14 protein-coding genes are annotated in these 19,029 nt (G+C 62.7%); 7 read left to right on the forward strand and 7 right to left on the reverse strand.

From position 1 onward, the window contains the following. Nucleotides 1-191: 191 nt before the first annotated feature. Complete coding sequence (locus AC1D05_RS06445; protein WP_477439290.1) at nucleotides 192-1,571, reverse strand: aspartate aminotransferase family protein; 1,380 nt, start codon at nucleotides 1,569-1,571, stop codon at nucleotides 192-194. Nucleotides 1,572-1,815: 244 nt separating this feature from the next. Beyond that, nucleotides 1,816-3,885 (reverse strand): prolyl oligopeptidase family serine peptidase, encoded by a 2,070-nt coding sequence (locus AC1D05_RS06450; protein WP_477439292.1) that lies wholly within the window; start codon nucleotides 3,883-3,885, stop codon nucleotides 1,816-1,818. 152 nt (nucleotides 3,886-4,037) lie between these two features. Between AC1D05_RS06450 and AC1D05_RS06455 the strand changes: the two genes are divergently transcribed. Continuing rightward, nucleotides 4,038-4,577, forward strand: coding sequence for a hypothetical protein (locus tag AC1D05_RS06455; protein ID WP_477439294.1), 540 nt, complete (start codon nucleotides 4,038-4,040; stop codon nucleotides 4,575-4,577). 5 nt (nucleotides 4,578-4,582) lie between these two features. Here AC1D05_RS06455 and AC1D05_RS06460 read toward each other — a convergent pair whose 3' ends face one another. The 3 genes from AC1D05_RS06460 to AC1D05_RS06470 all read right to left on the reverse strand — a co-directional run bounded on the left by AC1D05_RS06460 (nucleotide 4,583) and on the right by AC1D05_RS06470 (nucleotide 7,864). Further along, nucleotides 4,583-5,710 (reverse strand): MFS transporter, encoded by a 1,128-nt coding sequence (locus AC1D05_RS06460; RefSeq protein ID WP_477439296.1) that lies wholly within the window; start codon nucleotides 5,708-5,710, stop codon nucleotides 4,583-4,585. Nucleotides 5,711-5,835: 125 nt separating this feature from the next. Further along, on the reverse strand, nucleotides 5,836-7,011 hold the full coding sequence (locus AC1D05_RS06465; RefSeq protein ID WP_477439298.1) for an MFS transporter: 1,176 nt from the start codon (nucleotides 7,009-7,011) through the stop codon (nucleotides 5,836-5,838). 160 nt (nucleotides 7,012-7,171) lie between these two features. Further along, on the reverse strand, nucleotides 7,172-7,864 hold the full coding sequence (locus AC1D05_RS06470) for a helix-turn-helix domain-containing protein (protein WP_477439300.1): 693 nt from the start codon (nucleotides 7,862-7,864) through the stop codon (nucleotides 7,172-7,174). A 165-nt stretch (nucleotides 7,865-8,029) separates the two neighbouring features. On the opposite strand from AC1D05_RS06470, the gene AC1D05_RS06475 reads away from it, so the two are divergent. The 4 genes from AC1D05_RS06475 (at nucleotide 8,030) to AC1D05_RS06490 (ending at nucleotide 14,864) form a co-directional block, all read left to right on the forward strand. Then, the gene (locus tag AC1D05_RS06475) at nucleotides 8,030-9,106 is read left to right on the forward strand and encodes a hypothetical protein (protein WP_477439302.1); all 1,077 of its coding nucleotides are present in this window, start codon (nucleotides 8,030-8,032) and stop codon (nucleotides 9,104-9,106) included. A 174-nt stretch (nucleotides 9,107-9,280) separates the two neighbouring features. Further along, complete coding sequence (locus tag AC1D05_RS06480; protein WP_202350065.1) at nucleotides 9,281-10,858, forward strand: trimethylamine methyltransferase family protein; 1,578 nt, start codon at nucleotides 9,281-9,283, stop codon at nucleotides 10,856-10,858. Between the two features lie 70 nt (nucleotides 10,859-10,928). Further along, nucleotides 10,929-13,499 (forward strand): GcvT family protein, encoded by a 2,571-nt coding sequence (locus tag AC1D05_RS06485; RefSeq protein ID WP_477439304.1) that lies wholly within the window; start codon nucleotides 10,929-10,931, stop codon nucleotides 13,497-13,499. Nucleotides 13,500-13,508: 9 nt separating this feature from the next. After that, nucleotides 13,509-14,864 (forward strand): M24 family metallopeptidase, encoded by a 1,356-nt coding sequence (locus tag AC1D05_RS06490; RefSeq protein WP_477439306.1) that lies wholly within the window; start codon nucleotides 13,509-13,511, stop codon nucleotides 14,862-14,864. Here the strand turns inward: AC1D05_RS06490 and AC1D05_RS06495 are convergent. Together AC1D05_RS06495 and AC1D05_RS06500 are read right to left on the reverse strand one after the other, a co-directional pair. Beyond that, nucleotides 14,829-15,656, reverse strand: coding sequence for a phosphate/phosphite/phosphonate ABC transporter substrate-binding protein (locus tag AC1D05_RS06495; protein ID WP_477439308.1), 828 nt, complete (start codon nucleotides 15,654-15,656; stop codon nucleotides 14,829-14,831). The two genes, AC1D05_RS06490 and AC1D05_RS06495, sit on opposite strands and share 36 nt — an antisense overlap. Before the next feature lie 91 nt (nucleotides 15,657-15,747). Then, nucleotides 15,748-16,758, reverse strand: a complete 1,011-nt coding sequence (locus AC1D05_RS06500; RefSeq protein ID WP_477439310.1) for a fatty acid desaturase — start codon at nucleotides 16,756-16,758, stop codon at nucleotides 15,748-15,750. Between the two features lie 230 nt (nucleotides 16,759-16,988). On the opposite strand from AC1D05_RS06500, the gene AC1D05_RS06505 reads away from it, so the two are divergent. After that, nucleotides 16,989-17,846 carry a helix-turn-helix domain-containing protein gene (locus tag AC1D05_RS06505; RefSeq protein WP_477222167.1) on the forward strand — a complete coding sequence of 286 codons (858 nt, stop codon included), beginning with the start codon at nucleotides 16,989-16,991 and terminating at the stop codon, nucleotides 17,844-17,846. 150 nt (nucleotides 17,847-17,996) lie between these two features. Further along, on the forward strand, nucleotides 17,997-19,019 hold the full coding sequence (gene bmt, locus AC1D05_RS06510) for a betaine--homocysteine S-methyltransferase (RefSeq protein ID WP_477439312.1): 1,023 nt from the start codon (nucleotides 17,997-17,999) through the stop codon (nucleotides 19,017-19,019). Nucleotides 19,020-19,029: the final 10 nt, after the last annotated feature.

A 19,029-nucleotide genomic window follows, 5' to 3' on the forward strand; every position in this document is an offset into this window, starting at 1 on the left:
CGCCGATGCTGGCTGCTTCTTGCGCGCGTCGGCTCTTGCCGGTTTTTCTCATGGAAAATGAACCCCTTGTCGCAACCGGGCCGGCCGCTGCCTCACACACTACGCGCGGAGGATGAAGTTGTTCCCCATCGCGGCAGTATGTTTCTCGAGGCCGGGCGTTCCCTCTGGAAACGCCCGGGTCGAGGTTCGCTCTAGCGCTTGCGCAGATCCGCCTGTGCCAGATCCAGCGCCTTGCCGATGCGCTCGCAGGCCATGTCGATAGTGTCGCGGGTCCAGATCAGCGGCGGCGACAGGATCATCGTGTCGCCGGTGGCGCGCAGCATCATGCCGTTGGCGATGGCATGGTCGCGCACCGTCACCGCGGCACTTCCCGACGGCAGGAACCGTTCCTTGGTCGCCTTGTCCTTGACGATCTCGATCGCCCCCATCAGCCCGATCGAGCGCACCTCGCCGACCAGGCCATGCCCGGCAATGCGCTCCTGCAGGGCCTTGGCGAAGTAAGGACCGGTGTCGTCCCTGACGCGGTCGACCAGGCCTTCCTGTTCGATGATCTCCAGGTTCTTCAAGGCCACGGCGCAGGCCACGGGGTGCCCGGAATAGGTGTAGCCGTGGTTGAACTCGCCGCCCTTCTCGACCAGCGTCGAGGTGATGCGGTCGCCGACCAGCAGTGCCGACAGCGGCTGGTAGCCAGAGGTCAGTGCCTTTGCCGTAGTGATGGTGTCGGGCTCGATGCCGAAGGTCTGCGCCGCGAACCATTCGCCCGTGCGGCCATAGCCGGTGATGACCTCGTCGAGCATCAAAAGCACATCGTATTTGCGGCAGATGCGCTGCACTTCCGGCCAGTAGCTGGCCGGCGGGATCTTGACGCCGCCCGCGCCCATCACCGGCTCGCCGATGAAAGCCGCGACCTTGTCGGCGCCGGCTTCGAGGATGGCGTCCTCGACCGATTTGGCCGCGCGCAGGCCGAAATCATGGTCGCTTTCGCCCGGCAGCGCCAGTTCGTAGGCATAGGGCATCATCACATGGACGATGTTGGGCACGGCCCCGTTGAGCTGCTTGTGCATGGCATCCATGCCACCGAGCGACGTGCCGGCGATGGTAGAGCCGTGATAGGCCATCTTGCGCGAGATGATGCGGTTCTTCTCCGGCTTGCCTTCCAGCACCCAGTAGTGGCGGACAAGACGCAATGCGGTGTCGTTGGCTTCCGAACCTGAGGACCCGTAGAAGACCTGGTTGACGTTCTTCGGCGCGATCTCGGCCAGCTTCTTGGACAACAGCACCGGCGTCGGGGTCGAGCATTTGAAGAAGGAATTGTAGTATGGCAGTTCCTTCATCTGCGCATAGGCGGCCTCGGCCAGTTCGTCGCGACCATAGCCGATGTTGACGCACCACAGGCCGGCCATGCCGTCGAGCAGTTCGGCCCCTTCGGAATCGTAGATGAACGGGCCATTGGCGTGAGTGATGATGCGGGAACCCGCTTCGCGCAATTCCTTGTGGTCGGTGAAGGGATGCAGATGATGCGCGGCGTCGATCTGCTGAAGCTGCTTCAGCGAATAGTTCTGATAGGTCATGTCTGGATCTTTCCTCTGAAATTATTCCGGCTGGCGCCGGGGCGAATTCGTCAGAGGATGGCGGGTGGTGAATAACCGATGCGGGCGCACAACCGCAAAAGCTCCGCACGCAGCGTGCGCGGTGACGGTGTCACCGCGACCCCGAACGTGCAGACAAAGGTCATAGCAGGAGCCATGGAGGGCACCTTAGAGCAAAGGCTGGCCGAGGTGAACCACCCTTTGCTTGACCCATGACGGAATACGTCTAGGCCTTGGCGCTGAGCGCCCGTTGCAGGAACACATACTTCATCGCCGTCTGCGCCGCTTGCGGCCGGCGGTCGCCACGCCCGCCATGTCCGCCTTCGGTTTCCTCGAAGAACAGCGTCCTGGCATGACCGGCCTCCTGCAGTCGGGCCGCCATCTTGCGCGCATGGCCGGGATGGACGCGATCATCGGCGGTCGAGGTTGTCAGAAGGACCGGCGGATAGGCGGCAGAGGACTCTACATGCTGATACGGCGAATAGGCCGCAAGCCACGTGGCATCTTCCGGCTTCGACGGATCGCCATACTCTGCCATCCATGAGGCGCCGGGTGGCAGTTCGGTGTAACGAAGCATGTCGAGCAGCGGCACCTCGATAATGACCGCACCGAAAAGTTCCGGATGCTGTGTCAGGGAAACGCCGGTCAGCAAGCCGCCATTCGAGCCACCCTGGATGCCGAGCGAGCTTGCTGTCGCGATGCCGCGCTTGACGACATCCTCGGCCACCGCGGCGAAATCGTCAAAACCGTTCTGGCGATTGCCTTTCAGCGCCGCCTGGTGCCAGGCCGGCCCGAACTCGCCGCCGCCGCGGATGCAGGCCTGCACATAGGCATTGCCCTTCTCCAGCCAAAGCCTGCCGCGCACGCCGGCATAGCCGGGCAAGAGCGGCACTTCGAACCCGCCATAACCATAGAGCAGCGTCGGCGCCGGCCCCTTCTGGTCGCGCCGCCGGACGACGAAATACGGGATCATCGTGCCGTCCTTCGACCGTGCCTCGAACTGCTCCGAGATCAGCGGCGAGGCATCGAAACGCGCCGGCTGCGACTTCACCGTGGCGAGCGTCTCGCCATCGTCATCGGACCAGATGATCGAGCTCGGCGTCAGGAAATCCGTGAAGGAGAAGGACACGCTTGAGCCGAAATGCTCGGCATGGCTGATGCCGACAGTGCCATTTTCAGGCAGCGCAACCGGTTTCATCGACCAGGCGCCATCCCTACGCTCGCAGACAAGAACCTTGCCGCGCACATTGTCCATCAGGCTGATGAACAGCCGGTCCTGCGTGCGGGCAATGCCGGCGATCGACACGCGATAGGCCGGCGCCAACAGGGTATCGATGGCGCCAAAACTGCCGGTTTCGATCCAGTGTGCGAAATCGAGGGAATAAAGCCCGTCCGGCTGGCACAGCGTGCCGTCCGGCGCCGTCCATGGCGTGCGCACCCCGAACAGCAGCTGGTCCTTGAACAGCGATGTGTCGGTGACATCGTCGGGCAGCGGAACGCGCCTGTTTTCACCGGACGGGAGATGCAGGAAACTGTGCGATGCGAAGAAATTGATTGCCCGCGCCAGAAACACATGACGCTTGTCGCCGTCGAACTCGACGCCGGCTCCAGCGGCGAGATCGTCTTTCTGCGCCTCGAAGATCGGCGTCGCCGCTTCCAGCTTGGTGCCACGCTTCCAGAGCTTGATCACGCGCGGATAGCCGGACTCGGTCTTGTCAGTGTCCTCGAAGGCAGCCGAGACGATGACCGTGTCCTTATCCAGCCAACTGAAACCCGACTTCGACGCCGGCGCGCGAAACCCACCTTCGATAAACGATTTGGTCTCGATGTCGAATTCGCGCATCTCGCTGGCGTCGCCGCCGTCCGGCGACATCGACAGCAGGCAGCGGCTGAAATCCGGATAGAGCCGGCTGGCGCCGCTGAACACCCACTTGATCCCCTCCTTCGCCGCGAGTTGGTCGAAGTCGATGATCGTTTCCCAGACCGGCTTCTCGGTCTTGTAGGAAGCCACCGTCGTGCGGCGCCACAGCCCGAGCGCATTGGTCTTGTCCTGCCAGAAATTATAAACATGGCCTGCGATGGCCGCGCCGACAGCGATGTTGTCCTCGGCCGTCATCAGGTCGAGCGCGGTCTGGAACGACGCCTGATAGGATGGATCGCCCTGCAATTCACCTGTCGTGATCTCGTTCTGGCCATGCACCCAGTCGAGCGACGGTTTGCTTGTCCTGTCCTCCAGCCAGAGGAAGGGGTCGTCAGCCATGGAATTCGGCAGGCTCTGTGAGGTCGACTTGGTCATATGGTCTCCGATAAACTCATCAAGGCGCGGTGTGGCAAACATCGTCATGCCACTACCGAAATTCAATTGGAACGCACGAAAGAAGCGATCCCAGCGATACCGTATCAACTGCGAAAACCTTATCGAGCCACCATCGCCATAGGGGAAAACTCGTGCAGCGTCTGTACATTGCGAAAGAGAGATTTGGTCCATCCGACGGCACCGGATGGACCAAATACGTCGAGTGGTCGGGCCTCACCCAACTGACCGAGGTCGTCACGCTCGACACAATGCTTTGCCCCGCCGCTCTCGAAGACACAAAGGACAGCTATTGGCCCCACATTGTGAACGAAGATTATATGCTCGATTTCTTCGTCGACCTGAACTTCCTTCTTTCAGAGTTGGCCGATGAGAGCGCCGTCAACATCCTTGGCGTGATACGAAGACCTTCGACGGATGTGCGCCAACTTGACTGGGATGGATTTGCGTTCCTCGGCTACGACCTGCTGGACCAGGACGTTTCAACAAGCGCACTGACCAACTGCGGCGGCTTTCCAGAAGCATTTGAGAATTCGGAGCTGTCCGATGTCGGACTAATCCCAGACTTTGATCGCGCTGTTGAAATTCAAAGGATGCTGCGCAGCAAATATTACCCGCCAGAACACCATGCCGATTGTGACCTCTGGGCAATTTTCAGACGACAAAGCAAATGAGAGGCTCACGCTGATCTGCGGCCAAAAACACTCGCAACCGCCAGCACCAGGCATAGCAGGCCGAGCGTGATCGGCAGGCCTCCTGCACCCAATATGTCCATGGCGCTACCAGCCAGCGGCGGCACAGCTATGCCACCAACGCCCCACATCAGCGAAAAGGCCGCGTTGCCGGCGACCAGCGTCGAGCCGGTGAAGCGCTCGCCAAGCTCGATGATCGACATCGTGTAGATGCCGTAGGACACCGCGCCCCAGACGAAAATCATCGGCCAGATCAGTGGCGTTTCGATGAGAAGCGGCAGCAGCACGCATCCGAGCACCGTCAAGGAAACACAGGCAAGCCGCACCAGGCGTGCGGTCAGCCTCTCCGCCAGCAGGCCGAGCGGCACTTGCATGGCGATGTTGCCGGCGATCATCATCGACAGCAGCGCCGACATGCGGACTTCAGCGATGCCGTGATGGGTGCCATAGACCGGCAGCAGGGCCAGCGCCCCTTGTTCGAAACCCGCAGCCACGATGACCGCGAACAGAAGCAGCCACGCCATCGGCACGAAGTTCAGGACGGAAACCTGGTGACCGGCTTCGTCCACCTTCGGCAGGCGCGGCAGCACCGACGCCAGGCAGACGCCGCACAGCACGAAGGCACAAATGCCGACGAGGAAGGGCGGCCATCCCTGTGTACCAACGGCAAGCAGGCAAAGCGGGCCAGCCGCGAAGCCGGCCGAGATGATCGTCGAATAGACGCCCATGATGCGCCCGCGCCGCGCCGGGGGCGCCAGCGCGATCACCCAGATTTCGCTCAAGACATAGAGCGGATTGGTCACCACGCCGATCAGGAAGCGCAGGGGAAACCAGAGATAGACATTCTGCGTCCAGCCGATCAGCGCCAGCACGACAGCCGAGAGCGCGGCACAAATGAGCGCCGTGCGCCCCGCCCCGAACTGCCGCGCCAGCGCCGGGATCAGTGGCGAGGAGACGATGAAGCCGACGGGTGTCATCGCCGCCGACAGGCCGATCATCGCCGGCGAGACGCCCTGGCGCTGCAGGATGAAGCTCAGCAGCGGATAGGACAGCCCTTGCGCGATGGCGAACACCGAGACGGTCGCGATCACGCCGGTGATCGCTGCCCACTGCATTCCTTCGCCAGTTTCCGAATCCGCCGCGGCCATGGTCCTACCGTTGGTGCGCGGCAGAATTAGCGGTTTGGCCAAACAGCGGTAAGCCCCGCCGCTGGGAAGCGCTTGCTCCAGCCAGATGCATGTCAGGAGGCTCGACGTTGCGAGGAGCGGTACAGAGCGAAGGCGACCAGAACAGCGTCGAGACCGGCGATCACCACCGGCAGCCCCAGCGAACCGATGCCTTGCATGAGCAGGCCGGCGCCCGGTGGGCCGACAATGCCGCCAACGCCCCACAGCAAGGCGAAGGCCGCATTGCCGGTGACGAGCAGCGTGCCCTTGAAGCGGCTGCCGAGTTCGACCAGCGCCATCGTGTAGACGCCGTAACCGACAGCGCCCATCACCAGCAGCACGCCCCAGATCAGCGGTGTGGTGATCAGCAGCGGCAGCAGCGCCGCGCAAACCATTGTCGCCACCGCGCAGGCCACGATCATGGGGCGGCCGCCGAAGCGCTCGGCCAGCAGGCCGAGCGGGATCTGCAGCAGGATGTTGCCGAGCGACAGCGCCATCACCAGTGCGGCGAGCACGGCTTCCGGCAGGCCATAGCCGGCGCCGAAGACCGGGACCAGCGCATAGGTGCTTTGCTGGACGGCGGCCGACACCAGCACGGCCAGCAGCAGCGCCGGCGCCACCCGGGCAAAACCGACAAAGCTGCCGGCCGGCTGACCGTCATCCTCGAAGCCGGTGAGTTTTGACGAGACAAGGCGCAGAATGACGGCGCAAAGCATGAAGCCGCCGACACCGACGCTGAACGGCGCCCAGCCCGATGTGCCGACGAAGGTCAAGGTGAAGGGTCCGGCGGCATAGCCGGCGCCCATCAGCGTGTTGAACACCCCCATCACCCGGCCACGCCGCGAAGGCGGCGAAAGCGACAGCGCCCACACCTCGCCAAGGATATAGAGCGGGTTGATGACCACGCCGATGATGAAGCGGATGACGTACCAGGCGACCCAGTTCTGCAGATAGCCGATCGCCAGAAAGCACAGCGCGCCGATCAGCGAGCAGCCGACCGCCAGGTTGCGCGCGCCGACCAGCCGCACCGCCGCCGGCACGAACGAGGCCGACAGGATCAGCCCGAGCGGCATCATCGCCGCCGACAGTCCGATCAGCCCGGGCGACAGGCCTTGCTTCTGCATCAGAAGCGTGAACAGCGGGGAGCTCAGCCCTTGCGCGGCGCCGAACATGGCAAGTGCCGCGGTGACGCCGGCGAGCGCTGCCCACTGCGTTCCCGCTTCGCCTTCGGCGGCGTTGGTTGCGACCATACAGCTCTCTTCGCCCGGACACTTGCCAGCCCATTTGCCGGCCATCAGGCCGGCGAGCCCCAGCTATCGGTTCATTGCCGGAAAAGGAAGGTCCAGGCGCGGAAATCCAATTGTCCGGGATCGTCCGGCGGCCTCTCTTCATCGGGTCGGCTCTTGACGACTACGTCAACAACTTTGCGTAGCCGGCATCAACGATCATAGTGAGATGTCTTTGATAGTCCGCGTATTCGATATCGCCCTCAAGAATACGCCCCAATTTCGGATTTCCAACGCCCGGCCAAGGCAACAGCGCGATCGGCGCCGCAACAGGGGTAAGATTGCTGCCCGCGCCGACGGCCAGCGTCGCCAGCAGTCCGTAGATCTCACCACGGATATGAGGACGGTTCAGGATGGCGATACGCATCTGCCCCTGATCGTTGGTGTAGAGATAGATTTGCCCGGACCTGTTGGGAATCGAGACCACGCCCTTTTGCGAAAACGGCGCGTCCAGGCGATCCATTTCGCGAAACGCCAGACACTCTTGATCCCCGTCCCAATAGATTTGCGTGCGATAAGCATAGATGGCGCCGGCAAGCTCAAAGGAAGGCCGCAGCGTCAGATAATCTCCCTCCAGCCACGCAACACCGGCTTTGGCATATCCACCCAGATCCGGCCTCGACGAAGAGACCTTGGGCACCTGAACGCGTAGCGAAATGCCCAAGGCGGTTTCCAGCCGAACGACGCTCGCGATGGTGAAAGGACGGCTTCCGTTCAGTGCCTTTTCAAGGGTCGAAATGCTGATTTTGGCGCTATCGGCCAGCGTCTGACGAGACATGCGACGGCGGGCTAATTCCTCCCGAACGCGCTCCGCCATCGCTACGTTCTCTGAAGGTTCGATATCTGGCCTCATATTGCACCGGACAAATCCGCACAACGGCATACATCGCGCGACCGCCGATGCCAATCAAGGCCAAACAAAACGCTACGCCGGCTGGCGTCAGGAAGCGCATCGTTCGTACGGGTTACGAGCGAGGATGCAATGACCGTTTCCACCGTCTTCAAGCAATCTGCGATTGCCGGCGCCTGCATGCTTTTCACCGCCGGCACAGCGTTCGCATGGCCGCAGATGACGGGTGACACACGGCGCTCGGAGTGTGTCGAGGCTCTGGCGATGGCCTCGGCGCAATTCAGGTCCGACACGTTCAGCATGAGGGCGCCCTTGCCCATCGCGGCCGCTGCCATGTCCCGGTTGGTGCTCAGCATCGGCGAAGAGCATATCGAGGCTGGCAACGCCCAGATCGCCGACCCCGAAGTGTTCGACAAAATCGCTTATCCGGGCGACCCGAACACGCTGCGCAATCTGTATTGGCAAATCTCGCCACAGAATGGGAAGCGACTGATCGTGGCGGAGAGCGCAGTTGGCTGGCGCGGCGACTGGTACAGCTATTATCTGGTCGACCCTTCGCTTCCCGTTGAAACGTTCTTGGTCGATCCCCAGCAGGCACAAACACATGGTCTGCGGCCCGTCATCCAAGAGGTTTGGCGCCCGCTGCAACTGTTGCAGAATTCGGCGTCGGGCCAACTGTGGGCAATCGACCAAAATCAGGAAGGAAGCTGGGACGTATACATTCTGGACGAAGCCGGGATGTCCCCCCACTGTCACATCGCCTTCATGCCTGAGTTGACCCGAGCGGTGCTGCTGGTCCCCAAACCGGTGCAACGCTTGGCAACCCTGCTTGCCGCGGCGCTGGGGCCGGGAAAAGATGAAGGCACGCTTCAGCCGACCGCGCGTATAGCATATGAGGTGGAGCAGGCTTGGGCCAACGCCGCCATACGTCCGTGGGCGTTGAAACGCGAACTCTACAACTCACGTGCCGAAGTTGATGACGGACTGAAGAAATGGGCGATGCAAGGTCCAGCTTACCGCAAGGCCTATCGCGTCCTACGCAGGCAGTATCCGAAAGCAGTGTCGTCCCTAACGTCCTACTACCGCTCAACTTTTCACGTTTCGTCGCGCGCGGCGCGGGCAATGGCGATACATTCATTGGACTATGTATACCGCAGCTACTTTGTCTTTCATCGCGAGCCGTCCGTCACCATCCTCGGTTGGAACTGAGGACCGACACCCAAACTCAAGAGCGCGAGATCAATCAACCGGTCATTTGAGACTCTCGCAAAGCTGCCGTTCCGGCATGTCGCTTCCCTCGCCCTAGTGGTCGCCGCCTCCGCAATGGCCGGCGGGCCGCCGGTCCATTATGCCGCCCGCTGTTCGCATCGTACGAGGACCATCATGACCGCCGCCCTACACCCCCTAGAACCGGCTTTGGCGCCCGACCGTGCCCGCCGTGGCGGCCGCGCCGGAAAGCGCGCCGGAGGCTCGGCCGCGTTCGAGCAGCCGGCTTTCCGCCAGCTTAGAAACCCGCTCACGCCGACCAAGCTGGTCTCGGATGACGAGCTGGAATCGATCCACCTCGCCTCCTTGCGGGTGCTCAGGGAGATCGGCGTCGACGTCCTGCACGACGAAGCCCGCCGCATCATGAAGGCACATGGCGCCGATGTGCGCGAAGGCTCGGAGCGGGTGCGCTTCGACAGCGACATGATCCTCGATCTGATCTCGAACTGCCCGTCGGAATTCACGCTGCATGCCCGCAACCCTGCGCACAACGTCCGCTTCGGCGGCAACAATGTGATCCTGTCGATGATGGCGTCGGCGCCGAACTGCTCCGACATCGATCGCGGCCGCCGGCCCGGCAACCAGGCGGACTACCGCAACTTCCTGCGCCTGGCGCAGATGCACAACATCCTGAACTGCACTGGTGGCTATCCGGTCGAGCCGACCGATATCCATCCGTCGGTCCGCCACCTCGAATGCATCCGCGACCTCGCCACGCTGACCGACAAGGTGTTCCACATCTATTCGCTCGGCAAGGAGCGCAATGTCGACGGCATCGAGATCGCCAGGATCGCGCGCGGCATCAGCCACGAGCAACTGCTCGAGGAGCCGTCCGTCTTCACCATCATCAACACCAATTCGCCGCTCAAGCTCGACGTACCGATGATGGAAGGCATCATCCAGATGTCGAGCAAGGGCCAGGTCGTTGTCGTCACGCCCTTCACTTTGTCGGGCGCCATGGCGCCGGTCACCATCGCCGGCGCACTGGTGCAGCAGAATGCCGAGGCGCTGTCCGGCATCGCCTTCGCCCAGATGGTGCGCAAGGGTGCGCCTGTCGGCTATGGCGGCTTCACCTCCAATGTCGACATGAAGTCCGGCTCACCGGCCTTCGGCACGCCCGAATATATGAAGGCGCAGCTCGTCGGCGGCCAGCTTGCCCGCCGCTACAACATCCCCTACCGCACCTCCAACACCTGCGCCGCCAACACGGTCGACGCGCAGGCGGCCTATGAGAGCGTGTTCTCGCTGTGGGGCGCCATACAAGGGGGCGGCAATCTGATGATGCACGGCGCCGGTTGGCTCGAAGGCGGCCTGCGCTGCTCCTACGAAAAGACCATTCTCGACATCGACCTGTTGCAGATGGTGGCCGAATTCCTGACCCCGCTCGATTTGTCCGAAGAGGCGCTCGGCTTCGACGCCATCCAGTCGGTCGGCCCCGGCGGCCATTTCTTCGGCACCCAACACACGCAGGACCGCTACAAGACCGCCTTCTACTCGCCGATCCTTTCCGACTGGCGCAATTTCGAGACCTGGGCGGAAGCCGGCTCGCCGACCGCGCTGGAAAAGGCCAACAAGGTCTGGAAAGAGCGGCTGGCGTCCTATGACGAGCCCTACATGGACCCGGCGATCCGCGAGGAGCTCAACGATTTCGTCCAGAAGCGCACGGCCGAAGGCGGCGCGCCGACCGATTTTTGATCGGGAAGCCTGCGTCGCCACGCTCGCTCACCCACCCTGATTCAGTTTACGCAAAAACGGACCTATCTTCATGAAATCCCACGTAAAAGCGGTTGTCATCGGCGGCGGTGTCGTTGGCTGCTCGGTGCTCTATCACCTGGCCAAGGCCGGCTGGACCGACATCATGCTGATCGAGCGCTCGGAACTGACCTCCGGCTCGTCCTGGCACGCGGCGGGCGGCTTCCATACGCTGAACGGCGACCCGAACGTCGCCAAGCTGCAGGCCTACACCGTGCAGCTTTACAAGGAGATCGAGGAAATCTCCGGCCAGTCCTGCTCGCTGCATCTGACCGGCGGCGTGATGATGGCCGATACGCCCGAGCGTATGGACTTCCTGCGCCTTGCTCACGCCAAGGGCCGCTATCTCGGCATGGACACCGAGCTGATCACGCCGTCCGAAGCCAAGGCGATGTTCCCGCTGATGGACGAGACCAACTTCGTCGGCGCCATGTGGGATCCGGTCGAAGGCCATCTCGACCCGTCCGGCACCACCATCGCCTATTCCAAGGCGGCGAAGAAGCTGGGCGCCGAGATCGTGCTGCGCAACCGCGTCGTCGACCTGACGCAGCAGCCCGACGGCACCTGGAACGTCGTCACCGAACAGGGCACGGTCCACGCCGAGCATGTCGTCAATTGCGGCGGCCTGTGGGCACGCGAGATCGGTCGCATGGTCGGCGTCGAACTGCCGGTGCTGGCCATGGAGCACATGTATCTCTTGACCGAGCCGATGCCGGAGGTCGAGGAGTTCAACAAGTCGACCGGCCGCGAGATGATCGGCGTGCTCGACTTCAAGGGCGAGATCTACACCCGCCAGGAGCGCAATGGCATCCTGCTCGGCACCTATGAGAAGGCCTGCAAGCCGTGGTCGCCGGTCAACACGCCCTGGGATTTCGGCCATGAACTCCTGCCGCCGGACCTCGACCGCATCGCGCCGTCGCTGGAGATCGGCTTCAAGCATTTCCCCGGCATCGAAAAGGCCGGCATCAAGCAGATCATCAACGGCCCCTTCACCTTCGCGCTCGACGGCAATCCGCTGGTCGGTCCGGTGCAGGGCCTGACCAATTTCTGGTGCGCCTGCGCCGTCATGGCCGGCTTCAGCCAGGGCGGCGGTGTCGGCCTCGCACTGTCGAACTGGATGGTGCATGGCGATCCGGGCTTCGACGTCTGGGGCATGGACGTCGCCCGCTTCGGCGAATGGGCGGGCCTGCGCTACACAAACGCCAAGGTGCGCGAAAACTACTCGCGCCGCTTCTCCATCCGCTTCCCTAACGAAGAACTGCCGGCGGCACGCCCGGCGCAGACAACGCCGCTCTACGACACCATGCTGGTCAACAATGCCGTCATGGGCGACAGCTGGGGCCTCGAAACCCCGCTGTGGTTCGCGCCGAAGGGCAAGGAGCCGAAAGACATCGTCTCCTTCCATCGCTCGAACGACTTTGGCCCGATCGGCGAGGAAGTGCGCGCCACGCGCGAGCGCGTTGGCGTCACCGAGATCGCCAACTTCGCCAAATACGAAGTGTCGGGACCGGGTGCGGAAGAGTTCCTCAACCGGCTGATGACCAACCGCATGCCGAAGACCGGCCGCATTGTGCTGACGCCGATGATCAACGAATTCGGCAAACTAATCGGCGACTTCACCATCGCCAAGGCCGGTGAAGACCGCTTCATGATCTGGGGCTCGTCGGCCGCGCAGAAATACCACATGCGCTGGTTCGAAAAGCACCTGCCGAAGGACGGTTCCGTGCGCATCCACCGTTTCGACCAGACGCTGGTCGGCCTCTCGATTGCCGGGCCGAAATCCCGCGACTTGCTTCAGAAGCTGGTCGATGTCGACATCTCGACAAAAGCCTTCCGCTTCATGGATTTCCGCGAGATGGCGGTCGGCGGTGCACCGTGCCTGGTCAACCGCATCACCTATACCGGCGACCTCGGCTACGAAATCTGGATGGCACCGGCCTATGAGCGGCTGGTGTATAAGGCGATCAAGGATGCCGGCGAGGAATTCGGCCTGGTCGATTTCGGCATGCGCGCGCTGCTGTCCATGCGTCTCGAAAAGAACTTCCCGACCTGGTTCCGCGAGCTACGGCCGATCTACGGCCCGTTCGAAGGCTCGATGGACCGCTTCATCAAGCTCGAGAAGAACGATTTCATCGGCCGCGAAGCGGCCGCCAAGGAACAGGCGGAAGGCCCGAAACTGCGCCGTGTATCCTTCATCGTCGACGCCGCCGACGCCGACGTCATGGGCGACGAGCCTATCTGGGCCAAGGTCAGCAAGGACTTTGGCACGGTGGAAAAGCCGCATGGCTACGGTGCGCCGCGCTTCGATACATCAGGCAAGGAAATCCGTGGTTCCAAGGCCGCTGAAGGCGCTTCCGCCGTGCGCGGCATCGTCGATGGCGACTGGCGCGTGGTTGGCTGGATCACATCGGGCGGTTATGCCCACTATGTCCAGAAGTCGATGGCGCAAGGCTATGTGCCGGCAGCCCTTGCCGAGGACGAGAGTGCCGGCCTGTTCGAGATCGAGATCCTCGGACATCGGCGTCCGGCGCGCATCAATGTCGAGGCGCCTTTCGACCCGAGCGGCGAGAAGATGCGGACCTGAGGTTCGACCATGGACAGCGCGGGGCCAAAAGGCGGCTTCGGCCGCCACCGCAAGATCATGCCGTTCGAGCCAGGCTCGATCGAGGCCCTGCGCGACGCCTCCCGCCAGAAAGCGGCTTCGCTTAACCAGCATGTGCTGGGCTTTGGAGCCCAGGCTGAAGCTGAATGGGCTGCGGCAGGCATTGCCGCGCCCGATCTTCCGGCGATGCGAGGATACCGGCTGGAGCGCATCCGCGCCGAGCTGAAACGGCGCGGTTACGCCGGCGCCCTGCTCTACGACCCCGTCAACATCCGCTACGCCACCGACTCGACCAACATGCAGCTGTGGGTGGCGCACAATCCGACGCGGCATTGTTTCGTCGCCACCGAAGGGCCGGTGGTCCTGTTCGACTATTTCTCCTGCGAGCATCTGTCCGATCATTCCGGCGTCGTCGACGAGGTGCGCCCGGCCGTGTCGTGGATGTATCTCTACGGCGGCGAACTGACCGAGCAGAAAGTCCGCCGCTGGGCCGCCGGCATTGCCGACCTGGTGAGGGAACATGGCGGCGGCAACAGCCGCATCGCCGTCGATCACATCAATCCGGAAGGTGTCGAGGAACTGGCGCGGCTTGGTGTCTCCATCGGCAATGGCGAAGCGGTGATGGAGAATGCCCGGCTGATCAAATCGCCGGACGAAATCCTCGCCATGCGCCGCGCCATCGTCGCTTGTGAGGCGGCGATGGGCGAGATGGAACAGGCTCTGAAGCCCGGCATCTCCGAGAACGAATTGTGGGCGGAACTGCATCGCGGCAACATTGCGCGCGGCGGCGAGTGGATCGAAACGCGGCTGCTGGCATCAGGCCCGCGCACCAATCCGTGGTTCCAGGAATGCTCGTCGCGAAAGATCGAATCCGGCGACCTCGTCGCCTTCGACACCGACCTGATCGGCCCCTACGGCTTCTGCGCCGACCTGTCGCGCACCTGGCTGTGCGGCGACGCAAAGCCGACCAATGAACAGCGCGATCTGTTCCGCATTGCCGCCGACCAGATCACGCACAACACTGAATTGATGCGGCCCGGAACCTCGTTCCGCGACCTTGTCGAACGCTCAGCGGTGCCGCCTGGAGACTGTTTCCCGACCCGCTATGGCGTGCTCTATCACGGCGTCGGCCTGGCCGACGAATACCCGACGCTGCCGCATGCCAGCGACTGGACGCCGGACACGCCGGACGGCGTGCTGGAACCAGGCATGGTGCTGTGCGTGGAAAGCTATATTGGCAGGCTTGGCGGCCGCGAGGGCGTCAAGATCGAGGAGCAGATTCTGATCACCGAGACCGGCAACCAGAAACTTTCAATCTACCCGTTGGATGCGAGGCTGCTCGGCTAACCCAGCAAGGGCTTCGCGCATTGCCTTGACTGTCTTTTCCGGCGTCGCCTTGGCCGTGATGAAGGGCAAGCCCTTGCGCCGTGCGGTCCAACCGACAATCGCCACTTTCTGCGCCGCCGGTTCGAAACGCTGCGCCAGCGCCCAGCTTTCGCAGTCGATCGCAGCGACATCCGCCTTGCCCTCGGCAACGGTGACGATCGAGGCGCGATGACCGCCGCTTTCAATGCGCGACGAAAAGATGTCGAGGCTTTCGCCGGCTGCCTGCAGGTCGCGCGTCAGCCCGATCATGCCCGACATCGAATCGAGGCTGTTGAAGGTGATGCGCTTGCCGCGGATGAGATCGAGCGGCAGCACCGCCTTGCCGTCCGCGGGTGACCGAACCTCCGGCCCCTCGCCTGTCCGCATCACCAGCGCACTGGAATATAGCTCGCCCTGCCCGCCTTCATAGGCGTCGTAGCTCGGCTGGCCGACCACCTGCACATGGCTGGACAGGCCAAGCTCCATCGGCCCCCAGCAGGTCTGTGCGAACAGAAGCGCGGGGTGCAGCCAAAGCTTGTGATAATCGAGTTCGTCGGGCGGCAATGTCGCTGGGTCCGGCGCGATCAAGGCTCCCTCGGCATCAAATATCCCGCCCGGCACCGGCGGCAGATCGCCATTGCGGCGCACGATGGTTTGCGGCGCATCGAGGCCCTTTAGGCCGAAGGCATCGCGCAGACGTGCCCACTGCGCGTCAACCTCGCCGCGCACTTCCGGCCAGTCATACATCGGCAACGCCGCAATCAATTCGCTCATGCCGACACTCAATCATCACGTCTGAAGAAAGGATCGCAAAAACGCGGCGTCCAATCAGAATTGGCCGACACGGGCCCCAGGGATGCCCGAATTATTCCTTGGGCGGCTCGGCGGGCACCGGCGCGGTGCCGAGCCCACTGACGTTGCGCGCCCGGATGCGCGGCTGGAAGGCCCGGCCGTGCTCAGGCGCGCGCCGCAGCACCGGATGCACGATCGGCTCCTTCGCCTTGAAGGCGTAGGCTTTGATCAGCGCGAAATAGTTCGGGTAAGCATAGCCATTGTTCATTCGCAGCCACTCGTCACGACGCTCGCGAAACAGCTTGGGCAGTCTGTACCAGGCCACAGCAGGCGTCTTGTGGTGAACGAAGTGCAGATTGTTGTTGAGGAACAGGAACGATAGTGGCGAGCGCTCGATGATCACCGTGCGGCCTTCCGGGTGCTCGGACCATTGATGCTCGGCGAAGGTGCGGATCGCAATCAGCGACTGGCCGAGCCAGACCGGCGCCAGAATGTAGAGCCAGAGCGGAATGCCGAAACCGAATTGCACGATCGGCGCCACGATGGCGAGGCCGATCGCATGCAGCAGCCAGGCTTTGCGGATCGCCTTGTCGCCGGCCATCATATGCTTGGCATCGTCGATGAAGAAGCCGATGCAGGACAGCCACGGACCAAGGAAGAAACGGCCGGCCATGGTGTTGTTGATCTTGAGCAGGAATTTCATCGTCGGCGGCAGTTCGTCATGCTGCCACATCGCCTGGTAATAGCTTTCCGGATCGTCGAGCGGATCGGTCAGCCGCTCGTCGGCATGGTGGCGCAAGTGCAGCGTCTTGAAGCGCCGGAACGGCCAGACCAGACCGATCGGCAGGAAGACGAAGGCTTCATTGATCAGCGCACTGCGCGTCGGATGGCCATGCAGCACTTCGTGCATGATCGATGATTGCAATGCCAGGATGAAGCCAAGGATGGCAAGCGCGAGGATGGGGTAAGAGGGCCAGAGCAGGAAACCGGTGGCGAGCCATGTTCCGTAACAGAAGAAAGCGAGAACCACGGTCGGCCACTCGATGGCCGGTGCGTTGCGTCGCTTGATGCTCTTGCCTGTCATGCTATCGACCACTGTCCCTCAGTCGCCGGAACCCCCAGTGGTTCCTGACAGCATAGTGTCAGGAGAAGTGATTCCACTCAACGAGACAAAGTGTACAAAATGTTGCGATTGCGCATATTTGACCGCACATGTTACACATTGTAAACAAGCTTAGGGATTCATTTACGCCTGAGGCACCCGGCTGGACCGATTCGGCGCAAATTTTTCCTCAAGATTCGGAGGAGCGGACGATGGACAAACGCGACCTGTCAGCAATCTTTCGGGAGCGTTTGAAGCTGCTCCTGACACGGTCCGACCTCAACCAGTCGGCATTCGCGTCAGCTGTCGGCATCGATCGATCGGCGTTGTCGCAGCTGATGTCCGGCGCCTCGACGCGCCTGCCGCGCGCCGAAACGCTGCTCAACATCGCCGCCGAATTCAAAGTGTCGCTCGACTGGCTGCTGGGCTTGAGCCAGGACGAAGGCGTCACCGGCGAAATCCGCGAAAGCCTGGAGATCGAGGAAGCGCCGGATGGTTTCGACCGGACGCTGCTCGCCAAATGGTTCGCTGAAGCCGCAGGCACCAAGATCCGCTATGTGCCGGCAGGCATTCCCGACCTGCTGCGAACCCGCGCGCTGGTCGACTACGAGGCCAACATCACCAACAGGAGCCGTCTGGCCCAGGCCAGCGAGACCCAATACCGCATCGAATACAACCGGCGCCCGGAAACCGACATGGAAGTCTGCATGCCGCGCCACACGCTGGAGATTTTCGCGCGCGGCCTCGGTGTCTGGGATCGCTTTCCCGAAGCCGACCGTAGGCAACAGCTCGCCCATATGGCGACATTGCTCGACGACCTCTACCCGACCTTCCGCCTGTTTCTCTACGACGGCCGCATGCGCTATTCGATCCCGCTCACCATCTTCGGCCCCTACCGCGCCGCCATCTACGTCGGCGACATGTATGTCGTGTTGAACGCCACCCAGCCGATCCAGGCGCTGACCCAGCATTTCGACAATCTGATCCGTGCCGCCGACATCAACCCGCACGAGGCTGCCGCCTATGCGCGCAATCTGGCCGGCATGTCGTTCCCGTCAGGCTCTGTCTGATCGATGGCAGTCGTGGTCATTCGATTGCTTGGCCCCGACATGGTCGAGGGCCAAGCCAATCGCCTTGCCGGAAGGTCGCGGCAAATCATTGACTGGACATAAAGACTTCTTTATATCCTTATTCGAATTCGTAACACGAAAGCCAATCCGATGACGACGACCAATCCGATCGATGCCCTGCTGGCTGAAAAGGGCGTGCTGCTGGCCGATGGCGCCACCGGCACCAATCTGTTCGCCATGGGCCTGGAGGCCGGCGAAGCGCCGGAACTGCTGAACGAGACCGCCCCCGACACCATCACCAGCCTGCACCAGAACTTCGTCGATGCCGGCGCCGACATCATCCTGACCAACTCCTTCGGCGGCACCCGCCACCGGCTGAAGCTCCACCATGCGCAGGACCGTGTGCATGCACTCAACAAGCGCGCCGCCGAGATCGCTCGCGCCGTTGCCGACAAGGCTGGCCGCAAGGTGATCGTCGCTGGCTCCGTCGGTCCGACCGGCGAATTGCTGGTGCCGCTTGGCGCCATGACCTATGACGAGGCGGTCGATGCCTTTGCCGAGCAGATCGAGGGTCTCAAGGAAGGCGGCGCCGAAGTTGCCTGGATCGAGACCATGTCGGCGCCCGACGAAATCCGCGCCGCCGCAGAAGCCGCGATCCGCGTCGGCCTGCCCTACACCTATACCGGCTCCTTCGACACCGCCGGCCGCACCATGATGGGCCTGCTGCCCAAGGACATCCACGGCGTCGTCGACGGGCTGTCTGAAGCTCCGCTCGGCGTTGGCGCCAATTGCGGCGTCGGTGCCTCCGACATCCTGGCCTCGCTGCTCGACATGACCGAGGCGAAGCCGCAGGCGACCGTCATCGTCAAAGGCAATTGCGGCATTCCCGAATTCCGTGGCACCGAGATCCATTATTCCGGCACGCCGGAACTGATGGCGGATTATGTCCGTCTCGCGGTCGATGCCGGTGCGAAAATCGTCGGCGGCTGCTGCGGCACCTCGTTCCAGCACCTTGCCGCGATGCGCAAGGCGCTCGACGCCCACACCAAGGCGGATCGTCCGACGGTCGCGGCGATCGTCGAGCGCATCGGCCCGATGCGCAACAAGGTGGCGACGAAAAACACCGCCGAGACCAGCGAAGCCCGCCGTGAGCGGCGCCGCAGCCGGGCCTGACGCGATCGTT

Source organism: Mesorhizobium sp. P2_E9 (assembly GCF_056403815.1).